The organism is Pseudomonas sp. HUK17 (genome assembly GCF_001566765.1).
Genome location: NZ_LSMW01000011.1, coordinates 66974 through 85541, shown reverse-complemented (window position 1 = coordinate 85541; position 18568 = coordinate 66974). Strand labels below are relative to the sequence as shown.

19 protein-coding genes and 2 pseudogenes are annotated in these 18568 nt (G+C 67.0%); 7 read left to right on the top strand and 14 right to left on the bottom strand.

The window, feature by feature from the left end; genetic code table 11:
• Window positions 1-4 precede the first annotated feature (4 nt).
• The gene (locus tag AX284_RS06890) at window positions 5-637 is read right to left on the bottom strand and encodes a glutathione S-transferase family protein (protein ID WP_064307581.1); all 633 of its coding nucleotides are present in this window, start codon (window positions 635-637) and stop codon (window positions 5-7) included.
• Window positions 638-764: 127 nt separating this feature from the next.
• Between AX284_RS06890 and dbpA the strand changes: the two genes are divergently transcribed.
• Complete coding sequence (gene dbpA / locus AX284_RS06885) at window positions 765-2138, top strand: ATP-dependent RNA helicase DbpA (protein ID WP_017642696.1); 1374 nt, start codon at window positions 765-767, stop codon at window positions 2136-2138.
• 367 nt (window positions 2139-2505) lie between these two features.
• On the opposite strand, the gene AX284_RS06880 is transcribed toward dbpA, so the two are convergent.
• The 5 genes from AX284_RS06880 to AX284_RS06860 form a co-directional block, all read right to left on the bottom strand.
• A complete protein-coding gene (locus tag AX284_RS06880) occupies window positions 2506-3378 on the bottom strand; it encodes an oxygenase MpaB family protein (RefSeq protein WP_068384309.1) in 873 nt (290 codons plus the stop codon).
• A gap of 3 nt (window positions 3379-3381) precedes the next feature.
• Window positions 3382-3969, bottom strand: a complete 588-nt coding sequence (locus tag AX284_RS06875) for an NUDIX domain-containing protein (RefSeq protein WP_068384307.1) — start codon at window positions 3967-3969, stop codon at window positions 3382-3384.
• 115 nt (window positions 3970-4084) lie between these two features.
• Window positions 4085-4726 (bottom strand): TIGR04211 family SH3 domain-containing protein, encoded by a 642-nt coding sequence (locus AX284_RS06870; RefSeq protein WP_017642693.1) that lies wholly within the window; start codon window positions 4724-4726, stop codon window positions 4085-4087.
• Window positions 4727-4964: 238 nt separating this feature from the next.
• On the bottom strand, window positions 4965-5177 hold the full coding sequence (locus AX284_RS06865) for a hypothetical protein (RefSeq protein ID WP_007161022.1): 213 nt from the start codon (window positions 5175-5177) through the stop codon (window positions 4965-4967).
• Between the two features lie 24 nt (window positions 5178-5201).
• Entirely contained in the window at window positions 5202-5927 is a 726-nt protein-coding gene (locus AX284_RS06860) for a CDP-diacylglycerol diphosphatase (RefSeq protein WP_068384304.1), read from the bottom strand.
• 109 nt (window positions 5928-6036) lie between these two features.
• On the opposite strand from AX284_RS06860, the gene AX284_RS06855 reads away from it, so the two are divergent.
• On the top strand, window positions 6037-6303 hold the full coding sequence (locus tag AX284_RS06855; protein WP_017642690.1) for a DksA/TraR family C4-type zinc finger protein: 267 nt from the start codon (window positions 6037-6039) through the stop codon (window positions 6301-6303).
• Between the two features lie 147 nt (window positions 6304-6450).
• Here AX284_RS06855 and AX284_RS06850 read toward each other — a convergent pair whose 3' ends face one another.
• The 3 genes from AX284_RS06850 to AX284_RS06840 form a co-directional block, all read right to left on the bottom strand.
• Window positions 6451-6822, bottom strand: a complete 372-nt coding sequence (locus tag AX284_RS06850) for a VOC family protein (RefSeq protein WP_068384303.1) — start codon at window positions 6820-6822, stop codon at window positions 6451-6453.
• A 65-nt stretch (window positions 6823-6887) separates the two neighbouring features.
• Window positions 6888-7586 (bottom strand): helix-turn-helix transcriptional regulator, encoded by a 699-nt coding sequence (locus AX284_RS06845; protein WP_068384301.1) that lies wholly within the window; start codon window positions 7584-7586, stop codon window positions 6888-6890.
• 211 nt (window positions 7587-7797) lie between these two features.
• Window positions 7798-8502, bottom strand: coding sequence for a glutathione S-transferase N-terminal domain-containing protein (locus AX284_RS06840; RefSeq protein WP_068384299.1), 705 nt, complete (start codon window positions 8500-8502; stop codon window positions 7798-7800).
• Window positions 8503-8649: 147 nt separating this feature from the next.
• Between AX284_RS06840 and AX284_RS06835 the strand changes: the two genes are divergently transcribed.
• Together AX284_RS06835 and AX284_RS06830 are read left to right on the top strand one after the other, a co-directional pair.
• A complete protein-coding gene (locus AX284_RS06835) occupies window positions 8650-9399 on the top strand; it encodes an alpha/beta fold hydrolase (protein ID WP_017642686.1) in 750 nt (249 codons plus the stop codon).
• Between the two features lie 3 nt (window positions 9400-9402).
• On the top strand, window positions 9403-10449 hold the full coding sequence (locus tag AX284_RS06830) for a metal-dependent hydrolase (RefSeq protein ID WP_017642685.1): 1047 nt from the start codon (window positions 9403-9405) through the stop codon (window positions 10447-10449).
• 86 nt (window positions 10450-10535) lie between these two features.
• Here AX284_RS06830 and AX284_RS12290 read toward each other — a convergent pair.
• Window positions 10536-10643 (bottom strand): annotated as a pseudogene (locus AX284_RS12290) (hypothetical protein); the annotation flags it as partial.
• Between the two features lie 168 nt (window positions 10644-10811).
• Between AX284_RS12290 and AX284_RS06825 the strand changes: the two are divergent.
• Both AX284_RS06825 and AX284_RS06820 read left to right on the top strand, forming a co-directional pair.
• Window positions 10812-12257: an aminotransferase-like domain-containing protein gene (locus AX284_RS06825; RefSeq protein ID WP_177329652.1), complete on the top strand. Its 1446-nt coding sequence runs from the start codon at window positions 10812-10814 to the stop codon at window positions 12255-12257.
• 88 nt (window positions 12258-12345) lie between these two features.
• Window positions 12346-12855 carry a nucleoside 2-deoxyribosyltransferase gene (locus tag AX284_RS06820; RefSeq protein ID WP_064307573.1) on the top strand — a complete coding sequence of 170 codons (510 nt, stop codon included), beginning with the start codon at window positions 12346-12348 and terminating at the stop codon, window positions 12853-12855.
• Between the two features lie 66 nt (window positions 12856-12921).
• Here AX284_RS06820 and AX284_RS06815 read toward each other — a convergent pair whose 3' ends face one another.
• The 4 genes from AX284_RS06815 to AX284_RS06800 all read right to left on the bottom strand — a co-directional run bounded on the left by AX284_RS06815 (window position 12922) and on the right by AX284_RS06800 (window position 17541).
• Window positions 12922-13623 (bottom strand): glutathione S-transferase family protein, encoded by a 702-nt coding sequence (locus AX284_RS06815; protein WP_068384295.1) that lies wholly within the window; start codon window positions 13621-13623, stop codon window positions 12922-12924.
• Window positions 13624-14090: 467 nt separating this feature from the next.
• Window positions 14091-14390 (bottom strand): DUF2845 domain-containing protein, encoded by a 300-nt coding sequence (locus tag AX284_RS06810; protein ID WP_068384293.1) that lies wholly within the window; start codon window positions 14388-14390, stop codon window positions 14091-14093.
• Window positions 14387-14671, bottom strand: coding sequence for a DUF2845 domain-containing protein (locus AX284_RS06805; protein WP_017642680.1), 285 nt, complete (start codon window positions 14669-14671; stop codon window positions 14387-14389). The genes AX284_RS06810 and AX284_RS06805 overlap by 4 nt, the downstream gene beginning before the upstream one ends.
• A 17-nt stretch (window positions 14672-14688) precedes the next feature.
• Window positions 14689-17541 carry a DUF748 domain-containing protein gene (locus tag AX284_RS06800; RefSeq protein ID WP_068384291.1) on the bottom strand — a complete coding sequence of 951 codons (2853 nt, stop codon included), beginning with the start codon at window positions 17539-17541 and terminating at the stop codon, window positions 14689-14691.
• A 220-nt stretch (window positions 17542-17761) separates the two neighbouring features.
• On the opposite strand from AX284_RS06800, the pseudogene AX284_RS12285 reads away from it, so the two are divergent.
• Window positions 17762-18514 (top strand): annotated as a pseudogene (locus AX284_RS12285) (HAMP domain-containing protein); the annotation flags it as partial.
• Window positions 18515-18568: the final 54 nt, after the last annotated feature.

The window sequence follows — 18568 nt, the reverse complement described above, 5'->3', positions numbered from 1 at the left end:
AGGCTCAGTTGAGCGTGGCGAGTTCGGCGTCGTCGAGTTCGCGGGCGCGTATCGCGGCTGGGCGGCTTATCAGCCCGGCCACATAGCGCTCGAAGTGCGGACGCTTTTCGATAGTGCCAAAGGCCATGCCCCAGGCGAGATGGGCGCCGACATAGACGTCGGCGGCGGTGAAGCGGTCGTCCACCAGGTATTCACCGGGTGCCAGGGCCGCTTCGAGGGTATCCAGCACCTCGGCGAGACTGCCATAGCCGACCGCGCCGCGTTTTTGCGGGTCCTCGGGCAGGACGACGCCCAGCGCCTGGTTGGTGGTGGCGGCCTCCAGCGGACCGGCGGCAAAGAACAGCCAGCGGTAGTAGGCACCGCGCGCCGGATCGCTCAGCGGCGGCGCGAGCCCCGCGGCGGGAAAGGCGTCGGCGAGATAGGCGCAGATGGCCGCCGTCTCGGTCACCACGGCGGCGCCATGGCGCAACGCCGGCACCTTGCCCATGGGATTGATGGCGCGATAGGCCGGGGATTTCATCGCCGGCCCGTAGTCGACCCGCTGCACTTCATAGGGCTGTCCGAGCTCCTCCAGCAGCCAGCGCACGATGCGTCCGCGCGACATGGGATGGGTATAGAGCACAGGCCGGTCGAACATGGTGTAACTTCCTTGAGTTGTCGTACCCCTTAGCATAGGTAGGCCCTGCTCCAGCGTCCATTCACGGGAGAGCCGGTACCCTTCTGTTAGACTGGTAAACCTTTACCAGCCGTTTCACAGGACTCCCGTGCCCTCATCCTTCGCTTCCCTGCCGCTGGCCGAGGCCATGCAGGCCAATCTGGCCGAACTCGGCTACCTGAGCATGACGCCCATCCAGGCGGCCAGCCTGCCCATCATCCTCAAGGGCCAGGACCTCATCGCCCAGGCCAAGACCGGCTCGGGCAAGACGGCGGCCTTCGGTATCGGCCTGTTGACGGGGCTCAACCCGCGCTATTTCGGCTGTCAGGCTCTGGTCCTCTGTCCGACCCGCGAGCTGGCGGATCAGGTGGCCCGCGAACTGCGGCGCCTGGCGCGCACCACGCCCAATCTCAAGATCCTGACCCTGTGCGGCGGCATGCCGCTGGGGCCGCAGATCGCCTCCCTGGAGCATGGCGCCCAGGTGATCGTCGGCACCCCGGGGCGGGTGCAGGAACACCTGCGCAAGGGCACCCTGGTGCTGGACGGCCTCAATGTCGCGGTGCTCGACGAAGCCGATCGCATGCTCGACATGGGCTTCATCGACGCCATCGCTGACATCCTCCGACAGACCCCGGCGCGGCGGCAGACGCTGCTGTTTTCCGCGACCTACCCGGAAGGCATCGAGCGCCTGGCCGAGGATTATCTGCGCGCGCCGCTGCGCATCAGCGTCGAGAGTCAGCACAGCGAGACCCAGATCCGCCAGCGCTTCTACGAGATCGCCGCCCAGGATCGCCTGGCTGCCGTGGTGCGCCTGCTCCGGCACCATCGCCCGGCTAGCGCCGTGGCCTTCTGCCAGACCCGCCAGCAGTGCCAGGAGGTGGTCGAGGCGCTGCACGCCCAGCGCATCTCCGCCGCTGCCCTGCATGGCGACCTGGAGCAGCGCGAGCGGGACCAGGTGCTGGCGATGTTCGCCAACCGCAGCCTTTGTGTGCTGGTGGCCACCGACGTGGCGGCCCGCGGCATCGACGTGGCCGGCCTGGAGGCCGTGATCAACGTGGAGCTGTCTCGCGATCCGGCGGTGCACGTGCACCGTATCGGCCGCAGCGGGCGGGCGGGAGAGCAGGGCCTGGCGCTGTCGCTGGTGGCACCGGCCGAGGCCAGCCGCGCTCAGGCCATCGAGGTACAGCAGGGTTCGCCGCTGGATTGGCAGCCGCTGGGTGCCCTGCGCGACACCCCGGAGCCGCTGGTGCCGACCATGCATACCCTGGCCCTGGCGGCCGGCAAGAAGGACAAGCTGCGCCCCGGCGACATCCTCGGCGCCCTGACCGGCGACGCCGGCCTGCCCGGTGCCAAGATCGGCAAGATCACCCTGTTCGACAACCAGGCTTTCGTCGCCGTGGAACGCGATATCGCCCGCCAGGCGCTGCAGCGGTTGAGCGAGGGCAAGATCAAGGGGCGATCGATCAAGGTGCGGATGTTGTAGGTTGATCTATCGCGGCCATGGGCCGCTCCTACAGGTATCCAACCTATCCGTAGGAGCGGTCGCTACGGCGCACCGGCATGGCCGCGATAGTGGCGTAGGTTGGGTTGAACGTAGCGAAGCCCAACGATGATCCGGCGTACCTCGGGCCGTTGGGCTTCGACGATGGAGCCGTCTCAACCCAACCTACGGCTCGACCTGTGGCGTAGGTTGGGCTGAGCGCAGCGAAGCCCCACGATGATCCGGCGTACCTCGGGCTGTTGGGCTTCGACGATGAGGCCGTCTCAACCCAACCTACGGCTCAACCGGTGGCGTAGGTTGGGTTGAGCGTAGCGAAGCCCAACGGTGACCCATCGTACCGAAGTGCAGGCTAACCCTCGATCCCCATCCGCCGCCTGGCGCGATGCGAGGAGCCATTGCGCACCGCCCAACGCAGCACCGGCGCGGTGGCGCCGATACCGGTACGAATCAGCCGTTTTTGCAACGGGCCCTGGTGGAAACCGAGCTCCTCGCTGGCCCAGTCGGGCAAGAGGTCGATGCCGGCCTGCATCATCAGGGACCCGGAGGGTTTGGCCAGGGCGCTGGGTGCAGGCGCCTGCAGCAACACCCGGCAGACCTCGCGACTGCGTTCGTCGCAGACCAGCTGGGGACGGATCCCCTGGTAGTAGGCGGCGATCTCCGCCCGCGAACGGGGGACGTCGGTCGCCCCCAGGCGTTCGGCGACCAGGGCGATCTCGGCGTAGTAGCGGTCCTGTTCGGCGCCCGGCAACTGGGGATCGAAATAGCGTAGGTAGGCCGCGAGGAAATGACTGACCTCGGCCACGTGCACCCAGGTCAGCAGCGCCGGGTCTTCGGCGCTGTAGGGGCGGCCATCGGCGGCCTGGCCGCGGATATGACGGTGGATGGCCTGGACCCGGGCGATCAGCCGCTCGGCGTCGCCGCGACTGCCAAAGGTGGTGGCGGCGATGAACTGGCCGGTGCGCCGCAGGCGGCCGAGCATGTCTTCGCGAAACTTCGAATGGTCCCAGACCCCGGCCAGGGCCAGCGGGTGCAGCGTCTGCATCAGCAGGGCGGCGATGCCGCCGATCAGCATGCAGGTGAAGTCGCTGTGCACCCGCCAGGGAACGCTGCCCGGTCCGAACAGCCCGGGATCGCCCGGTGGCTGCTCGTAATCGACCTCGCCCAGGGACAGTCCGGTCAGGCTCATCACCTGCCGCTCGATACGCTCACGGATCAGCTCCATGGGCTAGCGCGGCAGCAGGTAGAGGGCGGCGTACTGCAGCAGCATGATGGTCTTGCCGTCTAGCAGTCGACCGTTGCGGGCCATGGCGAGGGCCTCGTCGAAAGGCAATTCCAGCAGCTCGATGTCCTCGCCTTCCTCGTGCAGTCCGCCACCGTCGGCGATGCGGTGATCGGCGCGGTATTCACCGGCGAAGAAGTGCAGCAACTCGGTCACCGAGCCGGGACTCATGAAGGCGTCGAACAGGTGCTGAACGTTGTCCAGGCGGTAACCGGTCTCTTCCTCGACCTCGGCCTTGATACGCGCTTCGGGCGCGGCCGCGTCGAGCAGGCCGGCGGGGGTCTCCACCAGCAGGCCGTCGTCCAGGCCGTTGCCCAGGGTGGGCAGGCGGAACTGACGGATCAACAGCACGGTGCGTCGGTCGCGGTCGTAGAGCAGGATGGTGGCGCCGTTGCCGCGGTCGTAGGTCTCCCGGGTCTGGCGTTGCCAGCTGCCGTCGCGGCGCAGGTAGTCGAAGGTGGTCTTCTTCAGCAGGCCCCAGTCAGCGGAAAGGGTCTCGACCTGCTGGATGCGAACGCGCGGGGTATCGGGCATGGGGGCTCGTCTGGACAGGAGGCTTCGGGCCACGGTAGCAGAAGCGGTGCCTTTTTGAGGCACGCACCGTGACCCCGGGTTCCACCCAGCCGCGAGAACGGCTGCCCCCCGACGTTTAGAACCAGCGGTCGTTCTTCTTCCTGCCCCGCGTCATGGACGGCAGGATCAGCCCGGCCAGCAGGCCCGCGCCGGCGATGCTGCCGCCATAGACCATGTACTGCATCAGTGCCTGCTTGTTCTCGTTGCCGAGCTTGGCCTGGGTGCTGCGCAGTTCCGACTGGGCCTGGGTGAGCTGGGCGTCGAGGTCCTTGCGGCGGCTCTCCAGTTCGTCGATCTGCTGCTTGCGCGAATCCAAGGTCTCCTGCATGCCCTGGACGCGATTCTTCCAGCTGTCGTCGATGGTCTTGAGCTGGCCGCTCAGCTCGGCCACCTGCTGTTCCAGCTGCGGCAGGCGCTCGGCCTGGCCGGGCTTGTCCTGCAGGTCGCTGTTGGGAATCCAGACGGTGCTGCCGCCTTCGCCGCGCACCTGGCTGTAGTCGCCCTGGGTGCTGATCAGCTCGACCTTCTGCCCGGACTTGAGGGTGCCGACGATGCGATAGCCATCGGTAGGCCCACTGCGGACATAGGTGGTCAGGCTGTCGCTGACCCAGCGAGCATTGCCTTCCTGGGCCACGGCGGTGCCGGCCAGGGAGGCGAGGGAGGCGGCCAGGCAGAGGCCGAGATGCGGTAGGCGGGACAACAGGCGAGAAGGGGACATGGGCATGATCGGGTCTGTATGCATGAGCTGAAAAGATGAAGGCCGTGGTGAACAGGCCGGATTATTGTGGGGCAGTACCCTAGCAAGCTGCCGCGATCTATCCGCCAACCCGTAGCGCCCTCTGTTCGAGACGGTGAAGCAGTTCAAGCTTTGGCGGCGGAAAGCGACGGCCAGTGTCATCTTGCCGCCATGTACTGGGTAGCGGAAGGCGCAAAGCCGTTCAGAATCTTGCGGCGCTTCAGAGGCGGTGGAGCAGATCCAGGCTCAAGGCCGCGAGTGCACCCAGACCGGCGCAACCAAAGGCCAGCGCCTTGCCCCACCAGCGTTTCCAGGCGATGGCACCGGCGACCATGCCTACTCCGCAGAGCAGGAGGCCGGACTTGAGATAGAAGTCGGACCAGGCGAGCAGCTGATCGATGAAGTCGAAGAGGTCTTGAAATTCCTGCGGCATGGGGGGCCTCCTGGCGCGTTGGCGCTATTGAGTCGCCGGGGCCGTGGTCGTTCCCTGGCAATCCCCGGCCAGCAGCCGTTCCGCTGAGCCGAAATCGCCCGGCTGGCTGCCCGCGCGTCCGGCCAGCAGCAGGAACTGGCGACCGGCGTCCTGGCTCGGCAGCGCCACCACCGCCAGTGACAGGCGCGGATCCGGCAGTGGATAGGGCGGCTGGCTGGCCAGGACCTGGAAGAAGTCCGTGGCCTGCAACTGGGTTTCGCTCAGGCGCCGCGCCTGATAGCGACTGTCCGCCAGCGCCACTGGCAGGGCGCGCCAGTGTTCATCGATGTCTGGCGCCAGCTGCCACAGCTGTTGGCGCAACTCGGGCCGCAGGCAGGCCAGGTGTACATGCAATTGATCCTGGCTGCGCCCGCTGGGGGCATTTAGGGCGAGGGCGATCCGCTCATCCGCCACGGGTGCCTGGCCCCAGGCGCTCAGATACCAGCGCTGGCGCCAGGCCAGGCCGAGCCAATTGGGTTGGCCTGGCTGCCAGAGCGCCGGACTCTCCAGCCCGCGCAGGGGGCGTAGGGGTACCAGGATGAAATGCTGCCGCTCGCCGGGCGCACGCAGCATGGCGAAGCCGGGATCCTCCACCACCTGGCGACAGGGCGCCGCCAGGCCAGTGAGCCGGGCGTTGGGCGCACAGAGTCCGGTCGTGATTTGGCGCAGCAGCTCGCGGTTGGCGCAGCCCGTCAGCGCCAATCCCAGCATCAGCAGCGACAGCCATCGCCAGCACGACGGACGGATGCTGGACGGCAGCGAACATCTGCGCGAGCTTCGCTTCCAATGGGTATCAAGGCAACGCAGCTGGGAGTCAGCCATGGCCAATGGGTGGGCCGGAGACGGCGCGGTTCAGGAACAGATCGACAGCACGGTGGACGATGCGGTGCAGCGCGCCCGCAGTCGTCTGCATCGAGGCGCGAGCCTCACCCACTGCGAGGAGTGCGGCGACGCCATCCCCGAGGCGCGCCGCCAGGCGGTCCCGGGTGTACATTTGTGCATCCGCTGCCAATCCGAGCAGGACGCCGAAGACCAGCGCGCCGGCGGCTATAACCGGCGAGCGAGCAAGGACAGTCAGTTGCGCTAGGGGCGGATTGGAGGGTGTCATGGTGCGGCGACCCGGACAGGGCTGGACATCTTGCAGGATCGAGGGCTGACGGTTTGTACCATACGGGCCCTTCTTCAGCAGCTGGCATGAGGCGTGCCGGCTGCTGAGTGAGGCTGCCAGCAGGAGTCAGTCGGGATGCACCGCATAGCCTCGCAGTCGGTTACCGTCAGGATCCAGTACGACGAAGCTGCGGTCGAACGGCAGGTTGGCTGGCGGTGAGAGCTCTTCTGCGCCTTGCATGCACCAGCGGTCGTACAGCTCATCCACTGCCGGCATGCTGGCTACCTTAAAGCCCAGTTCACCTGTCGCGCTGCCCGCGCCAACCGCAGGAACCACGGCCTCCCTTGCCCAAAGGCCCAGGGCGAGACCGGACGGGAGCACGAAGAGAGCGAAGCCAGGGCCGTCCTCGACCGGGGTGAGGTCGAGCAATTTGGCGTAGAAATCCCGGCTGGTACGGACATCGGCAACGTAGAACATCAGACTGGTGCTATAGGGCATAGTGCATCTCCTCTGTGGTGATGCCGCCCAGTCTAGGTATCCCCACTGCCAGTTTCTGTCAGTAGTCAGCCAGCCGTGTCGCGCTGGCGCTCCATCTGCTTGCGCCAGTCCCTGAGCAGGGCTTGGCGACGCTGTGGATAGCGTTGCTCACTGGGCTCGACCGCGAGGATGCGATCGGCACGAAAGCTACGGAAGTCCTCACGCAACTCACACCAGCCCAGCAGCACCCGGGCGGCGTCGAAGTAGGCCAGCGCGAAGGGCCAGATGGTGCGCCGGGATTCGCTGTCAGTGGCATCGCGATAGACCAAGGTGAGCTTGGTTTCCTGGCGTATGGCTTGACGCAAGATCGCCGGATCGACCTGATTGCGGGGTGTTTCCCGACTCGGCCCGATAAGCAGGGTGGTCATGGCCAGCTCGTTTTGCAGCTCGCTCGGCAGGACCGCGGAGATTCGGGCCAGGGCATTGCTGGCCGCCGCCGCCAGGCTGCCATCGGTGCGTTCGGCTACCCAGCGCGAGCCGAGCACCAGGGCCTCCAGTTCTTCGGGCGTGAACATCAGCGGTGGCAGCAGAAAACCCGGTTTGAGGATATAGCCGACACCCGGTTCGCCCTCAATGGCCGCGCCCAGCGCCTGCAGGCTGGCGATATCGCGGTACAGGGTGCGCAGACTGACCCCTGTTTCCGCCGCCAAGGCGCGGCCACTCACGGCGCGGCGGTGCCGGCGCAAGGCCTGGAGCAGATCGAACAGGCGTTCTGAGCGGGACATCCGCGCAGTTTAATCCTGCGGATGGCGATGCTCTAGCAGGGCTGTAGACGTCGCTCGGCGACGTTCAGGTGCTGGCCCAGTTCAGCCAGGCCAATTGCATCGAGTTCGTTAAGGTCGCCAGCGCATCTTTGACTATTCAGGATCAAGCAACTGGGATATCAGGCATCCTGCCGATAACCAAGGCGTAGCCGCAGCCGGTCGTTGACGAGCATCAGGGCGCGGCCGGTATCCGCAGGCCGCGTTGCACCGCCGGACGGGCGAGGAAGGCGTCCAGGGCGCGACGGACGTCGGGAAAATCCTGAAACCCGACTAGGTCGGCCACCTGGTAGACCTCCAGCAGGGCGCGGATCCAGGGGAAGGTGGCGATGTCGACGAGGCTGTAGTCCGCGCCCAGGATCCAGGCGCGGCCCTTGAGCTGGCCATCCAGTACGCCGAGCAGGCGCCGCGCTTCGGCGGCATAACGCTCGCGGGGCCGCGGGTCTTCGATGGCCTTGCCGGCGAATTTAGTGAAGAAGCCGAGCTGGCCGAACATCGGACCAATGCCCCCCATCTGGAACATCAGCCACTGGATGGCTTGGTAGCGCCGGGCCGGATCCTCGGGCAGCAGGCGCCCGGTCTTTTCCGCGAGATAGAGCAGGATGGCGCCGGACTCGAACAGTCCGAGGGGTTCGCCACCGGGACCCTCGGGATCAAGGATGGCGGGGATCTTGTTGTTGGGGCTCAGCGAAAGAAATTCCGCGGTGTGCTGATCGTCCTGGCCGAAGTCGATGCGATGCACCTCATAGGGCAGGCCAAGCTCCTCCAGCAGGATGGCGACCTTGACGCCGTTGGGCGTGGGCAGCGAGTAGAGCTGCAGGCGCTCGGGATGTCGGGCGGGCCAGCGCTGGGTAATGGGAAAGCGGGACAGATCGGCCATGGTGGACTCCTTGGAAAGAGGACGGTTTTGGGTGAGACCGGCCGGCGCGGCCCAGGTTGCCGGTCTTCAGCGAAGCGGAACTTAGCGCGCTGCCCGCCTCTCCATCTGGGGAGTGCCCGCCTTCAGCCCCGCACCCGAGGACTCCCGATGCTTCCCCACAGTCAGCAGGGCAGCGGTTCGCCCACCTTCGTGCTCATGCACTTTCTCGGCGGCTCCCACCGCACCTGGTTTCCCACCGTGCCCTATCTGGATGGCGAGCACCGCTGCGTGGCGCTCAATACGCCAGGCTTTGGCGATGCCGCCGAGGTTGAGGGCTACAGCGTGGCGGAGATGGCCGATCAAGTGGATGCCAGCATCCGCGCCTTGGGTCTGGACCGTTGCATCCTGGTCGGCCATTCGATGACCGGCAAGGTAGCTGTGGTGCTGGCGGCGCGGCGGCCGGAGTATCTGGTCGGCCTTATCCTGGTGGCGCCTTCGCCGCCCGGGCCGCAACCCATGAGCGAGGCGGACCGCGATGCCCAGCGCGCCTATGGCAAGAGCCGGGCGGAGGCCGAGGCCTTCGTCGACGACTCAAGCGCCCATCGCCTGCCGGATCCCATTCGCGAGGTGGTGATCGCCGACGCCCAGCGGCTGAATCTTCAGGCCTGGCGTGCCTGGGTCGATCACGGCAGTCGTGAAGACTGGAGCGATCGGATCGAGACCCTGGATTATCCGGTGCTGCTGGTCTGCGGCGCCGATGACCAGCAGGTGCCCGGTCCGGACGAACAGCGCCGGACCACTCTGGCGGCCTTTCCCAATAGCCGACTGGAGGTGATTCCCGGTGCCGGCCACCTGATGCCGCTGCAAACGCCCCAGGCCCTGGCGCGGTTGATGCTCGATTTCGCCCGGAAGCTCTGATCCATGGATTCGTTGACCCAGGCCGTACTCGGCGCCACCGTCCAGACCGCGCTGTTGGGGCGCTGGCAGGGCCGCCGCGCCCTTCTCTATGGCGCTGCTCTGGGCACCCTGCCGGATCTCGATGTGGTCATCGACTACGGCAACGCCGTCAACGAGATGACCTACCACCGCGGCTTCAGCCATTCGCTGTTCGTGCTGACCGGGGTGGCCCTGTTGCTGACCTGGCTGTGCGGGCGCTGGCGCAATCCGGGTTACAGCCAGCGACGACTGTTCCTGACCCTCTGGCTGGTGCTCATCACCCATCCGCTGCTGGATGCCTTCACCACCTACGGTACCCAGCTGTTCTGGCCTTTGCCGAGCACCCCGGTGGCCTGGTCCAGCGTCTTCATCATCGATCCGCTCTATACCTTGCCACTGTTGCTGGCGGTGCTCGCCGGGCTGGTGGCTGGCCCGCGTGGACGCTCGCCACGGCTGGCCGTGGCGGCGTTGGCGCTGTCCACGGGTTATCTGGGCTGGACGCTGGTGGCCAAGTATTCCGCCGAACACCAGGTGCGCGAGGTGCTGGCAACCCAGGGGCAGACGGACGCGCGCCTGTTCAGCGCGCCCCTGCCGTTCACCAGTCTGCTCTGGCGAGTCATGGTGGACGATGGTCCGGAGCGCTACCGGGAAACTTGGGTCGGCCTGTTCGACGACCGCCCGCCGCAGCTGGTCCCGCTGCCGCGAGGGGGCGAGCTGGCACCCATCCTCGCCGATTCCCCGGCCGAACAGCGCCTGCGCTGGTTCACCGACGACTGGCTGAGGTACGACCGCCTCGGCAACGACCTGGTGGTGACCGATTTGCGCCTGGGTGCCACCGGTTACCACAGCTTTCGCTTCGTGCTGGCTCAGCGCGACACGAGCGGCTGGCGGCTGGTGGCCGAGCCTTCGTTGTGGCCGCGCGAGCGAGGTGGTCGCGAGCAGCTGACGGTAGTCTGGCGCAGACTCTGGCATCCGGAGCTACCGGCGCCGGTGGCGGAGTGGGCCGCACGGTTGTCGCGGCTGCCGGACTGACGCCAGGCGTCCAGCAGCACCCGCCACCAAGGACGGCGGGCTTCGTGCAATGCCGTCAGGCGATCCAGGCCGATGTCGGCCAGTTCTTCGTCCGACAGCTCCAGCAGGGTGCGGCGGGTGCTCAGCTGGCGCTGGAACAGCAGCCAGCAGCCGCTGGTGTGGGTCCGATCATGAAGGCGGGCGTCTCTGGGCATGGCGTCTCTCCTGTGCTGTCCCCATGCTCCGCCGTTGGCCCGTCCAGGGGCAGGTCCAGGCCGGTCGGTTGTCCGCCATACAGCCGCCTTACAGCAGGCAGCTGTATGGTAGGTGGCGTGGCCATCTGTATGGGGCGCGATCCGGTCCGGCACCGCTATAGTCCGGACATGAATCGCTATCAGCTGTTGGCCGACGCGCTCGGCCGCCGTATCGAACAGGGCCTCTATCGACCGGGCGAACGCCTGCCGTCGGTACGGGCCCTGGCTCAGGAGCACGGGGTGAGCCTGGCTACGGTGCAACAGGCCTATCGGCTGCTGGAGGATCGCGGCCTGGTCGAGCCACGGCCCAAGTCCGGCTATTTCGTCCGCCTGGAAAGACGCGCCATCGAGTTGCCGCGGGTGACCCGACCAGCGCGTTGGCCGGTGGAGGTCTCCGGCTGGGAACCGGTACGCGAGCTGATGACCAGCACCCCCGACTCGGTGCGGGTGCAACTCGGTCGCGGCCTGCCGGATACCGAGGCGCCGACCCTGGCGCCCTTGCTCGCCGGCATGGCACGCCTGGCGCGGCGACCAGGCAATGCCGGACTGTCCTACGACAGCATCCAGGGTGTGGCGGCGCTGCGGGAGCAGGTCGCACGACTGCAACTGGATGCCGGCTGCGTGCTGACCGCCGACGAGATCGTCATCACCAGCGGTGCCCACGAGGCGCTGGCCACGGCGCTGCGGGCCACCTGCCAGGAGGGCGACATCGTCGCGGTGGATTCGCCGACCTTCCACGGGGTGATGCAGACGCTCAAGGGCCAGGGCCTCAAGGCGCTGGAGATCCCCACCGATCCGCGTACCGGCATCAGCCTGCCGGCGCTGGAACTGGCCCTGGAGCAGTGGCCGGTGCGCGCCATCCAGCTCACCCCCAGCTGCAACAATCCCCTGGGCTACTGCATGCCCGAGGCCAACAAGCGCCAGCTGGTGGCCCTGGCGCGCAAGCACGACCTAGCGGTGATCGAGGACGACGTCTATGGCGATCTGCTCTATGGCTATCCGCGCGCGCGGGCGCTCAAGGCCTTCGACGAGGACGACCGGGTGGTGCTCTGCAGTTCCTTCTCCAAGACCCTGGCGCCTGGGCTCAGGGTCGGCTGGGTGGCGCCTGGGCGCTATGCCGAGCGCATCCTGCACCTCAAGTACATCGGCACCGGCTGCACCGCGCCCCAGCCGCAGCTGGCCATCGCCGAATTCATCGCCGCTGGCCACTACACGGCCCATGTCCGGCGGATGCGCGCCCAGTACCAGCGCAATCGCGACCTGATGAGCGCCTGGGTGCAGCGCTACTTTCCGGCCGGCACCCGGGTCAGCCAGCCCCAGGGCAGCTTCCTGCTCTGGGTGGAGTTGCCTGAAGTCTGCGACAGCCACAGACTCAATCGCGAATTGCTCGCCCAGAGCGTCCAGATCGCCTGTGGCAGCATCTTTTCCGCCTCGGGCAAGTACCGCAACTGCGTGCGGCTGAACTATGCCCAGGCCCAGCGCCCGGGGATCGAGGAGGGGGTACGGCGCGTCGGTGAAGCGGCTTGTCGGCTACTCGACGAGGCGCTGGCGCGGTCGGCGGCGGTGCCGGTCTAGCCGACCCTGGCGTACAGCGCGAAGTCTTCGCCACCGAGACGAGGTTTCGCCCGCCCTCTACACTGGCAGTTTTGAGCGAGGACTCCCTATGCCACCCCGTCTCTATCTGGCCGGCCCCGAGGTCTTTCGCCCCGACGCCGTCGCCCATGGCGAGGCCCTCAAGGCGCTGTGCGCTCGTCACGGCTGCACGGGCCTGTTTCCGCTGGACAACGCCATTCCCCCGGAGCTGAGCGAACCGCGCGAGCAGGCAGTCTGGATCTATCAGGCGAATCTGGCGCTGATCGAGCAGGCCGATGGCGTCCTGGCCAGCCTGGATTTCTTTCGCGGCGCCGAGCCCGACAGCGGTACCTGCTTCGAGGTGGGCTATGCGGTGGCGCTGGGCAAGCCGGTGGTGGGCTATGTCCCGGAGACGGGTAGCCTGGCCGAGCGGATTCGCGCGCGGCATCCCGAGTGGATGGGGACCGGGCTGCTGGATAAAGAGGGTTGGACGCTGGAGGAATTCGGCTTGCCGCTCAACCTGATGTTGGCGGTACCGGTCAGCATCGTCGTCGGTGGGCCGGAGGTTGCCCTGGCGGTGTTGCGCGAGCGGCTCGGCTAGCGAGTCAGGTGGGTATGACCCTCACCCCGGCCCTCTCCCAGGGGGGAGGGGGTGGTTGGAGCGAGGTCAGCCGCGTGCCAGGGACGCCAGCTCGTCCAGCCCGCTGTGGCCGTCGGCATAGGCCGCGCGGAAGCTGTCGCGCTGCCGCCAGCGCGCCCAGAAGGCCGCCAGATGCTCGAAGCGCTCGTCCAGCGGGGTCTGGTTGGTGGGGAACTTGGAGAAGGCGATGGCGGTGCACAGGGTGATGTCGGCGAAGGTCGGCGCTGCGCCACCCAGCAGCCACTCGCGACCATCGGCCAGGTGCCGATCCACCAGGGCCGCGTGCATCAGGGCCTCCTTGCGGCAATGCTCGCCCCACTGCGGATTGTGGGTCAGCTCCAGCTTGTGGCCGAGGCCTTCGTGCTGCACATGGAACATGGTCACGATGCGATAGAGCACATGGACGAAGATGCGGTCGTTCCACATGGCGTCCTGGCCCTGCTCCAGCGGCGTTTCGCCCATTACCTTGCGGCCGGGATAGCTGTTATCCAGATAGCGGGCGATGGCCGCGCTTTCGGCCAGGTAACCGCCCTCGGCGAGCTCCAGGGTAGGCGTCTCGCCCCAGGGATTGCGCTTGAGGTGCTGCCACTGGCGCTGCTCGCCCTCGGGCGCCATCTTGAGGATGACCTCCTCGAACTGGTCGGCGATGTCCTTTTCATGGATGAACAGCCGTAGGCGCTGGGGATTGGGAAAGGCGGACGGCGAGGTGAAGAGGCGTAGCTTGGCCATGGCGGACTCCGGAAAAGGAACAGACGAAGCATGCGACTGCGGGCAGTCCTGCAGCGTTCGTAAAGGGCGACCAAGGATGCTGGGCCAGGGCAGGAGATAAATAACCAAACCTCTGTATGCCGTCCATGCACAGAGTCGATTGGTCAGGTCGGCGTTTAGCTCACGAGGCCAAGCGCCGTAGGTTGGCGCTGAGCGTCGCGAAGCCCAACAGCGTGGCTGGGCCTTGGGTGATGTTGGGCTTCGCTGGCGCTCAACCCAACCTACGAAAGCCAGGCCTAGCACCGTAGGTTGGCGCTGAGCGTTGCGAAGCTCAACAGCGTGGCTGGGGCTTGGGCAATGTTGGGCTTCGCTTGGCGCTCAACCCAACCTACGGAACCGTGGCAACAGCGGGGCTGGGCCTTGGGCAATGTTGGGCTTCGCTGGCGCTCAACCCAACCTACGGGTGCAGGGCCAACCTGCGAAACGTCTCAGTTGGCTCTCTTGCTGTCCACCTGGTCCAGGCGGCCGCCGCGAAAGGTGAGGAAATACAGCATGCCGTTCCAAGGGCCGTAGGCCCATTCTTCGACGAATTCGACCTGGCGATAGCCGTAGCCGTCGGTGACCTGGCGCTCGCCCAGGGGCGTGACGCTCAGGGGGTCGCCGCACTTGCTGCGAACCTCGTGGGTGGTGGAGCCGGTGGAGACCAGGGCGCTGCCGCAACGCAGCGACGCGGCCTGGCTGGTACCGGTGGCGAGCAGAAGCAGCAACAGCAGGGCGCGAGAGGTCATTGGCGCTGGAACTCGATGCGACTGAGGCGGTTGGCTTCGAAGGTGAGGATGTAGTTGGCGCCGTTCTTCGGGCCGTACACCCATTCTTCGATCACCGCCTCGCGGCGTTCGTTGCGGCCCAGTTCGTAGCCCACCAGGTCGCGATGGGCGGGTTCGCCGCATTTCTGCAGCACTTCGAAGGCGCGATCGCCCCGGCTGACCAGGGCGTTGCCGCACCTCATGGAATCGGCGGCGGCGCCGGTGGCGACCAGCAGGGTGAGGGCGGCGAGCAGGCAACGCATGGGAGTCTCCTGACCGGTCAGAGCACCCCGAGCTGCAATTGCGCGGCCGTGGGCGATTCGCCGGATTGGGCTTGAGTACTGACGTCCAGCAGATAGACCCGCTGGGCATCCAGTTTCGCCGTCTCCACCAGATAGGTCTTGATGGCCCCCGCGCGTTGCTGGGCCAGGCTGCGCAGGAGGCCGTCGTTGCCGCTCCAGGCTTCGAGCACCGCTTGGCGCAGGCGTGCCGTGCGGGTGGCATCGTCAAGACTATCCCATTCCTGCGGCGGTTGCGCCTGCAGTCGCAGGCGATACAGGCCTTCCAGCAGGGGCGCGCGCATGTCGGCGGGCACCTGCAACTGGCTGGGATCGGCCGGCACCTTGTCGCCGCGGCGCTGCAGCAGGTTGAAGTACTGGGTCTGGAAGTCCTTTTCCAGCTGGCTGGCGGCCAGAGCGCGGCCATCGCTGGCGGCGCCGGCATGGCCCTTGACCTCCACCGTCAGCTGCGGGCGCTGGCGCAGGGCCGCGGCCAGTTTGTCCAGCTCGCCGCGGGCCTGGGCCGAGAGGGTGGTGCTGCCGGCGGCGAAGTCGATGGCGCTGAGATCCGCTTCATGCCCGCCGACCAGTCCCGCCAGCATGCGGAAGGGCGCCTGGACGGCGCGGCTGAGCACGTTGCGCAGGGTCTGCCAGACCACCGGCATGACGCTGAAGTTGGGGTCGGCGAGATTGCCCGCCACCGGCAGGCGCAGGTCGATGCGACCGTGGCTGTCCTTGAGCAGGGCCACGGCCAGGCGCACCGGGAGGTCCACGGCGTCCTTGCTGTCCACCCGCTCGCCCAGTTCCAGCTGGTCGAGCACCACGTGGTTCTGCGCCTGCAGCCGGCCGTCGTCGATGCGGTACTGCAGATCCAGGTCGAGGCGCCCCTTGCGCACCGCATAGCCGGCGAACTTGCCTGTGTAGGGCGACAGGGTGGTGAGTTCGACCTGGCGAAAATAGGCAGTCACGTCCAGTTGCTGCAGGGGGTCGAGGGGATCGAGACGGCCCTTGATCTCCACCGGGGCGAAGCGGTCGACCTTGCCGGCGAGGTGGATGTCGGCCGGTTTCGAGGCGGCGGTATCGAGGGTACCGATGCCGCCTTCCAGCGACTGGATATTGGTGGCGAAACCGGGCTTCAAGCTGTTGTCGGCGAAATCGGCGCTGCCGTCCTTGATGGTCACCCCGCCAATGCGGATCTGCAGCGGTGGCGAGCTGTCCTTCGACGCGGTTTTCGGCTGGGGCACCAGCAGGGCGCTGAAGTTGTTGCTCAGGTCTTCGTTGATCACCAGGGTGCCATAGGGCTGTTCCAGGTCGATCTTGTCGATGACCAGCCGCTTGCCCAGTTCGAAGGCGATGCCTTGCACGTCCAGCCGCTGCCAGCGCATGAAGTCCTGCTGGTGCAGGGTGTCGAGCACATGCACCTGGGTGACCTGGGCCGCGCCGCTGACGGTGAGCCCCAGCGGCTCGCCGGGTTTCAGGGCCACCTTGAGCCGACTGGCCAGCTGGCCGCTGCGGATCTCCAGGCGCACATAGGGGCTGAGATAGGGCTGAGCCTGGCGCAGGTTGAGTTCGTCGATGCCGACGTCGAAGCTGCCCTGCAGGGGACTGAGCGCCAGCTGGCCGCTGGCGGTGATGCGGCCGCGATCGCCCAGGGTGGTCTTGAGCGCCAGGCCAAAGGGTTTGTCGCCGGCGGTATCGAAGCCTTTCACGGCCAGATCCAGGCCGCTGAAGTAGAGACTGGCCGGGTCCTGTGGCACGCGGTCCACCAAGTGCAGCTGGTTGTCGCTGAGCTCGGCGTCGTCGAGCCGCACGCGCCAGGCCGGGCCACTGCTGGGGGCATCGCTGGTGGGGAAGAGTTTCTGCCAGTCGAACGTGCCGTCCTGCTCGCGATTGCCCCAGGCATCCAGGCCGTTGCCGCGCAGGCGGGCGATGCTGACTTCGCGCTTCTGCAGGTCCAGACCGATGCCTTCGACGGCCAGGCGCTTGAAGCTGGCCTTGGGTTCGGCACCGACCGCCTGCACGGCGACGTCGTCCAGCGCCAGGCGGCCCTGGCTAAGTTGCAGTTGCAGGCTCTTGCTCAGGTCCAGGCGGTAGTGGGTGCTGGCTTCCAGGCGCCCCTTGCCCAGCGCCAGGGGCAACTGGTTGCGCACATAGGGCCACCAGGGCGCCAGGCTGACGCCCTTGAGGGTCAGGTCGCCCTCGCTGCGTAGCGGCAGGAGATCCAGGCTGCCCTTCCAGGTGAGCTGGCCGCCCTGGGCAGTGGTGGCGGTCAGTGCCAGTTGGCCCGGGGTGTCGCCGCTACGGGTGCGGAAATCCTGCAGGGTGGCATCCAGGGGGGTGAAGGTGGCCTCCACCGGCTGGGCGCCCTGGGCGTCGAGGAAGTGCAGGCGGCCGCCGACCAGGGCGATGCGCTCGATGTGCACCGGGAAGGGCTGGCCCGGCTCTGCAGCGGCCGGTGTCGGCGAGGCGGTGGTGGTGGGGTCACTACGCCAGAGCTGGGCCAGATTGACTTGGCCGCCCTTGGCGATGCGCAGGTCGACCTGGGGCTGGTCGAGGCGTACCTCGGTCAGGTGCAGGGTGCGGCGCCAGAGGCTGTCCCATTGCAGATCGGCCGAGAAGCCTTCGGCGGCAATCACGGGATGCTCCGCCGAGCCGATCAGCAGCTTGTCGGCGTGCAATTCAAGGGTGAAGGGGTTGAAGCTCAAGGCCTGCAGGCTGGCCGGCTGGGTGAGGCGCTCGGCCAGCGTCTGGTTGAGGTAGTGCAGGGCGAGGCGCGGTCCGACCAGGAAACCGAGCAGACTGTAGAAGGCCAAGAGCGCGAGCAGCACGAGGCTCGCTTTCACAATTCTGGACATGCAGGCATCTAGGACGGCGAAGGTGGCCGGATTATGGCACGGCGCCTCCGGCGACAAGGGCGGTGGCTGTCCCAAAAGCTATGGGTCTGACCTTCTGTAGCCGCCTGGCGACCGTACGGCGGGCCTTGGTAAAAATAGTCATCCTTTAAAGTGTTTGAAACGTTATTGCAATAAATCTGTAGTGAAGTGACCGCCCGCGCCATCCTCTCGGTCCCTTTCCATGAATCCCTCTCGTTCTCTGCGTGCTCAATTGCTGCTGCTCATTGGCGGTGGTCTCGTCCTGTTGCTGGGGCTGGCCCTGGCCGGTTTCGGCTTGCTGTCCCGGCAATTGGATGGCTATCAACGCCTCCTCACGGGTCCGCTGGAGGAGGCGCGCCTGGTGGACGCCACCAATCTGGCGTTCAAGTCGCAGGTGCAGGAGTGGAAGAACGTATTGCTGCGCGGCGGTGCTGCCGACCAGCGTGAGCGCTACTGGAAGCAGTTCCAGGAAGAAGAAGCTCGGGTCCAGGCGGCGCTGGAACAGTTGCAACGCCGGGCCGACGAACCCGAGCTGCGTCAGCGCCTGCAGCAACTGGCCCGGAGTCACAGAGATATGGGCGAAGCCTATCGCCACGGGCTGGCGGCCTATGTAGCGGCGGACTATGTCGCCGCCCAAGGCGATGTCGCGGTCAAGGGCATCGACCGGGCGACCAGCGAGCAGCTGTCCAGTCTGGTCACCGACCTACATAAGCGGGCCAACGACCAAGCCGGGGCCCTGAGCGCCGAGGCACGGCGCACCGTGCTGCTGGCAGTGGGCGCCATGCTCGCCTTCGCCGCCCTGATCGCCCTGCTCAGTGCCTGGCTGGTCAACCGCCGCATCGTCGGACCGCTGGCGCGGGTCACCGAGCAGCTGGTCCAGCTCAGCGAGGGGCGCCTGGGGCAGCCCCTGGCCGAGTCGCGGCGCGACGAGGTGGGTCGGCTGGCACGCGCCGCCAATCGTCTGCGCGACTTTTTCGTCGATCTAGCCGGCCAGTTGCGCCAGGGTACC

What these genes read in the sequence shown, in the direction of transcription:
- AX284_RS06855 (WP_017642690.1), top strand. Translation starts at nt 6,037, where the DNA reads ATGGCCAATGGGTGGGCCGGAGACGGCGCGGTTCAGGAACAGATCGAC.
- AX284_RS06830 (WP_017642685.1), top strand. Translation starts at nt 9,403, where the DNA reads ATGGATTCGTTGACCCAGGCCGTACTCGGCGCCACCGTCCAGACCGCG.
- AX284_RS06810 (WP_068384293.1), bottom strand. Translation starts at nt 14,390, where the DNA reads ATGACCTCTCGCGCCCTGCTGTTGCTGCTTCTGCTCGCCACCGGTACC.
- AX284_RS06850 (WP_068384303.1), bottom strand. Translation starts at nt 6,822, where the DNA reads ATGCCCTATAGCACCAGTCTGATGTTCTACGTTGCCGATGTCCGTACC.
- AX284_RS06800 (WP_068384291.1), bottom strand. Translation starts at nt 17,541, where the DNA reads ATGTCCAGAATTGTGAAAGCGAGCCTCGTGCTGCTCGCGCTCTTGGCC.
- AX284_RS06890 (WP_064307581.1), bottom strand. Translation starts at nt 637, where the DNA reads ATGTTCGACCGGCCTGTGCTCTATACCCATCCCATGTCGCGCGGACGC.
- AX284_RS06880 (WP_068384309.1), bottom strand. Translation starts at nt 3,378, where the DNA reads ATGGAGCTGATCCGTGAGCGTATCGAGCGGCAGGTGATGAGCCTGACC.
- AX284_RS06840 (WP_068384299.1), bottom strand. Translation starts at nt 8,502, where the DNA reads ATGGCCGATCTGTCCCGCTTTCCCATTACCCAGCGCTGGCCCGCCCGA.
- AX284_RS06860 (WP_068384304.1), bottom strand. Translation starts at nt 5,927, where the DNA reads ATGCTGGGATTGGCGCTGACGGGCTGCGCCAACCGCGAGCTGCTGCGC.
- AX284_RS06865 (WP_007161022.1), bottom strand. Translation starts at nt 5,177, where the DNA reads ATGCCGCAGGAATTTCAAGACCTCTTCGACTTCATCGATCAGCTGCTC.
- AX284_RS06875 (WP_068384307.1), bottom strand. Translation starts at nt 3,969, where the DNA reads ATGCCCGATACCCCGCGCGTTCGCATCCAGCAGGTCGAGACCCTTTCC.
- AX284_RS06815 (WP_068384295.1), bottom strand. Translation starts at nt 13,623, where the DNA reads ATGGCCAAGCTACGCCTCTTCACCTCGCCGTCCGCCTTTCCCAATCCC.
- AX284_RS06870 (WP_017642693.1), bottom strand. Translation starts at nt 4,726, where the DNA reads ATGTCCCCTTCTCGCCTGTTGTCCCGCCTACCGCATCTCGGCCTCTGC.
- AX284_RS06845 (WP_068384301.1), bottom strand. Translation starts at nt 7,586, where the DNA reads ATGTCCCGCTCAGAACGCCTGTTCGATCTGCTCCAGGCCTTGCGCCGG.
- AX284_RS06820 (WP_064307573.1), top strand. Translation starts at nt 12,346, where the DNA reads ATGCCACCCCGTCTCTATCTGGCCGGCCCCGAGGTCTTTCGCCCCGAC.
- AX284_RS06825 (WP_177329652.1), top strand. Translation starts at nt 10,812, where the DNA reads ATGAATCGCTATCAGCTGTTGGCCGACGCGCTCGGCCGCCGTATCGAA.
- AX284_RS06805 (WP_017642680.1), bottom strand. Translation starts at nt 14,671, where the DNA reads ATGCGTTGCCTGCTCGCCGCCCTCACCCTGCTGGTCGCCACCGGCGCC.
- AX284_RS06835 (WP_017642686.1), top strand. Translation starts at nt 8,650, where the DNA reads ATGCTTCCCCACAGTCAGCAGGGCAGCGGTTCGCCCACCTTCGTGCTC.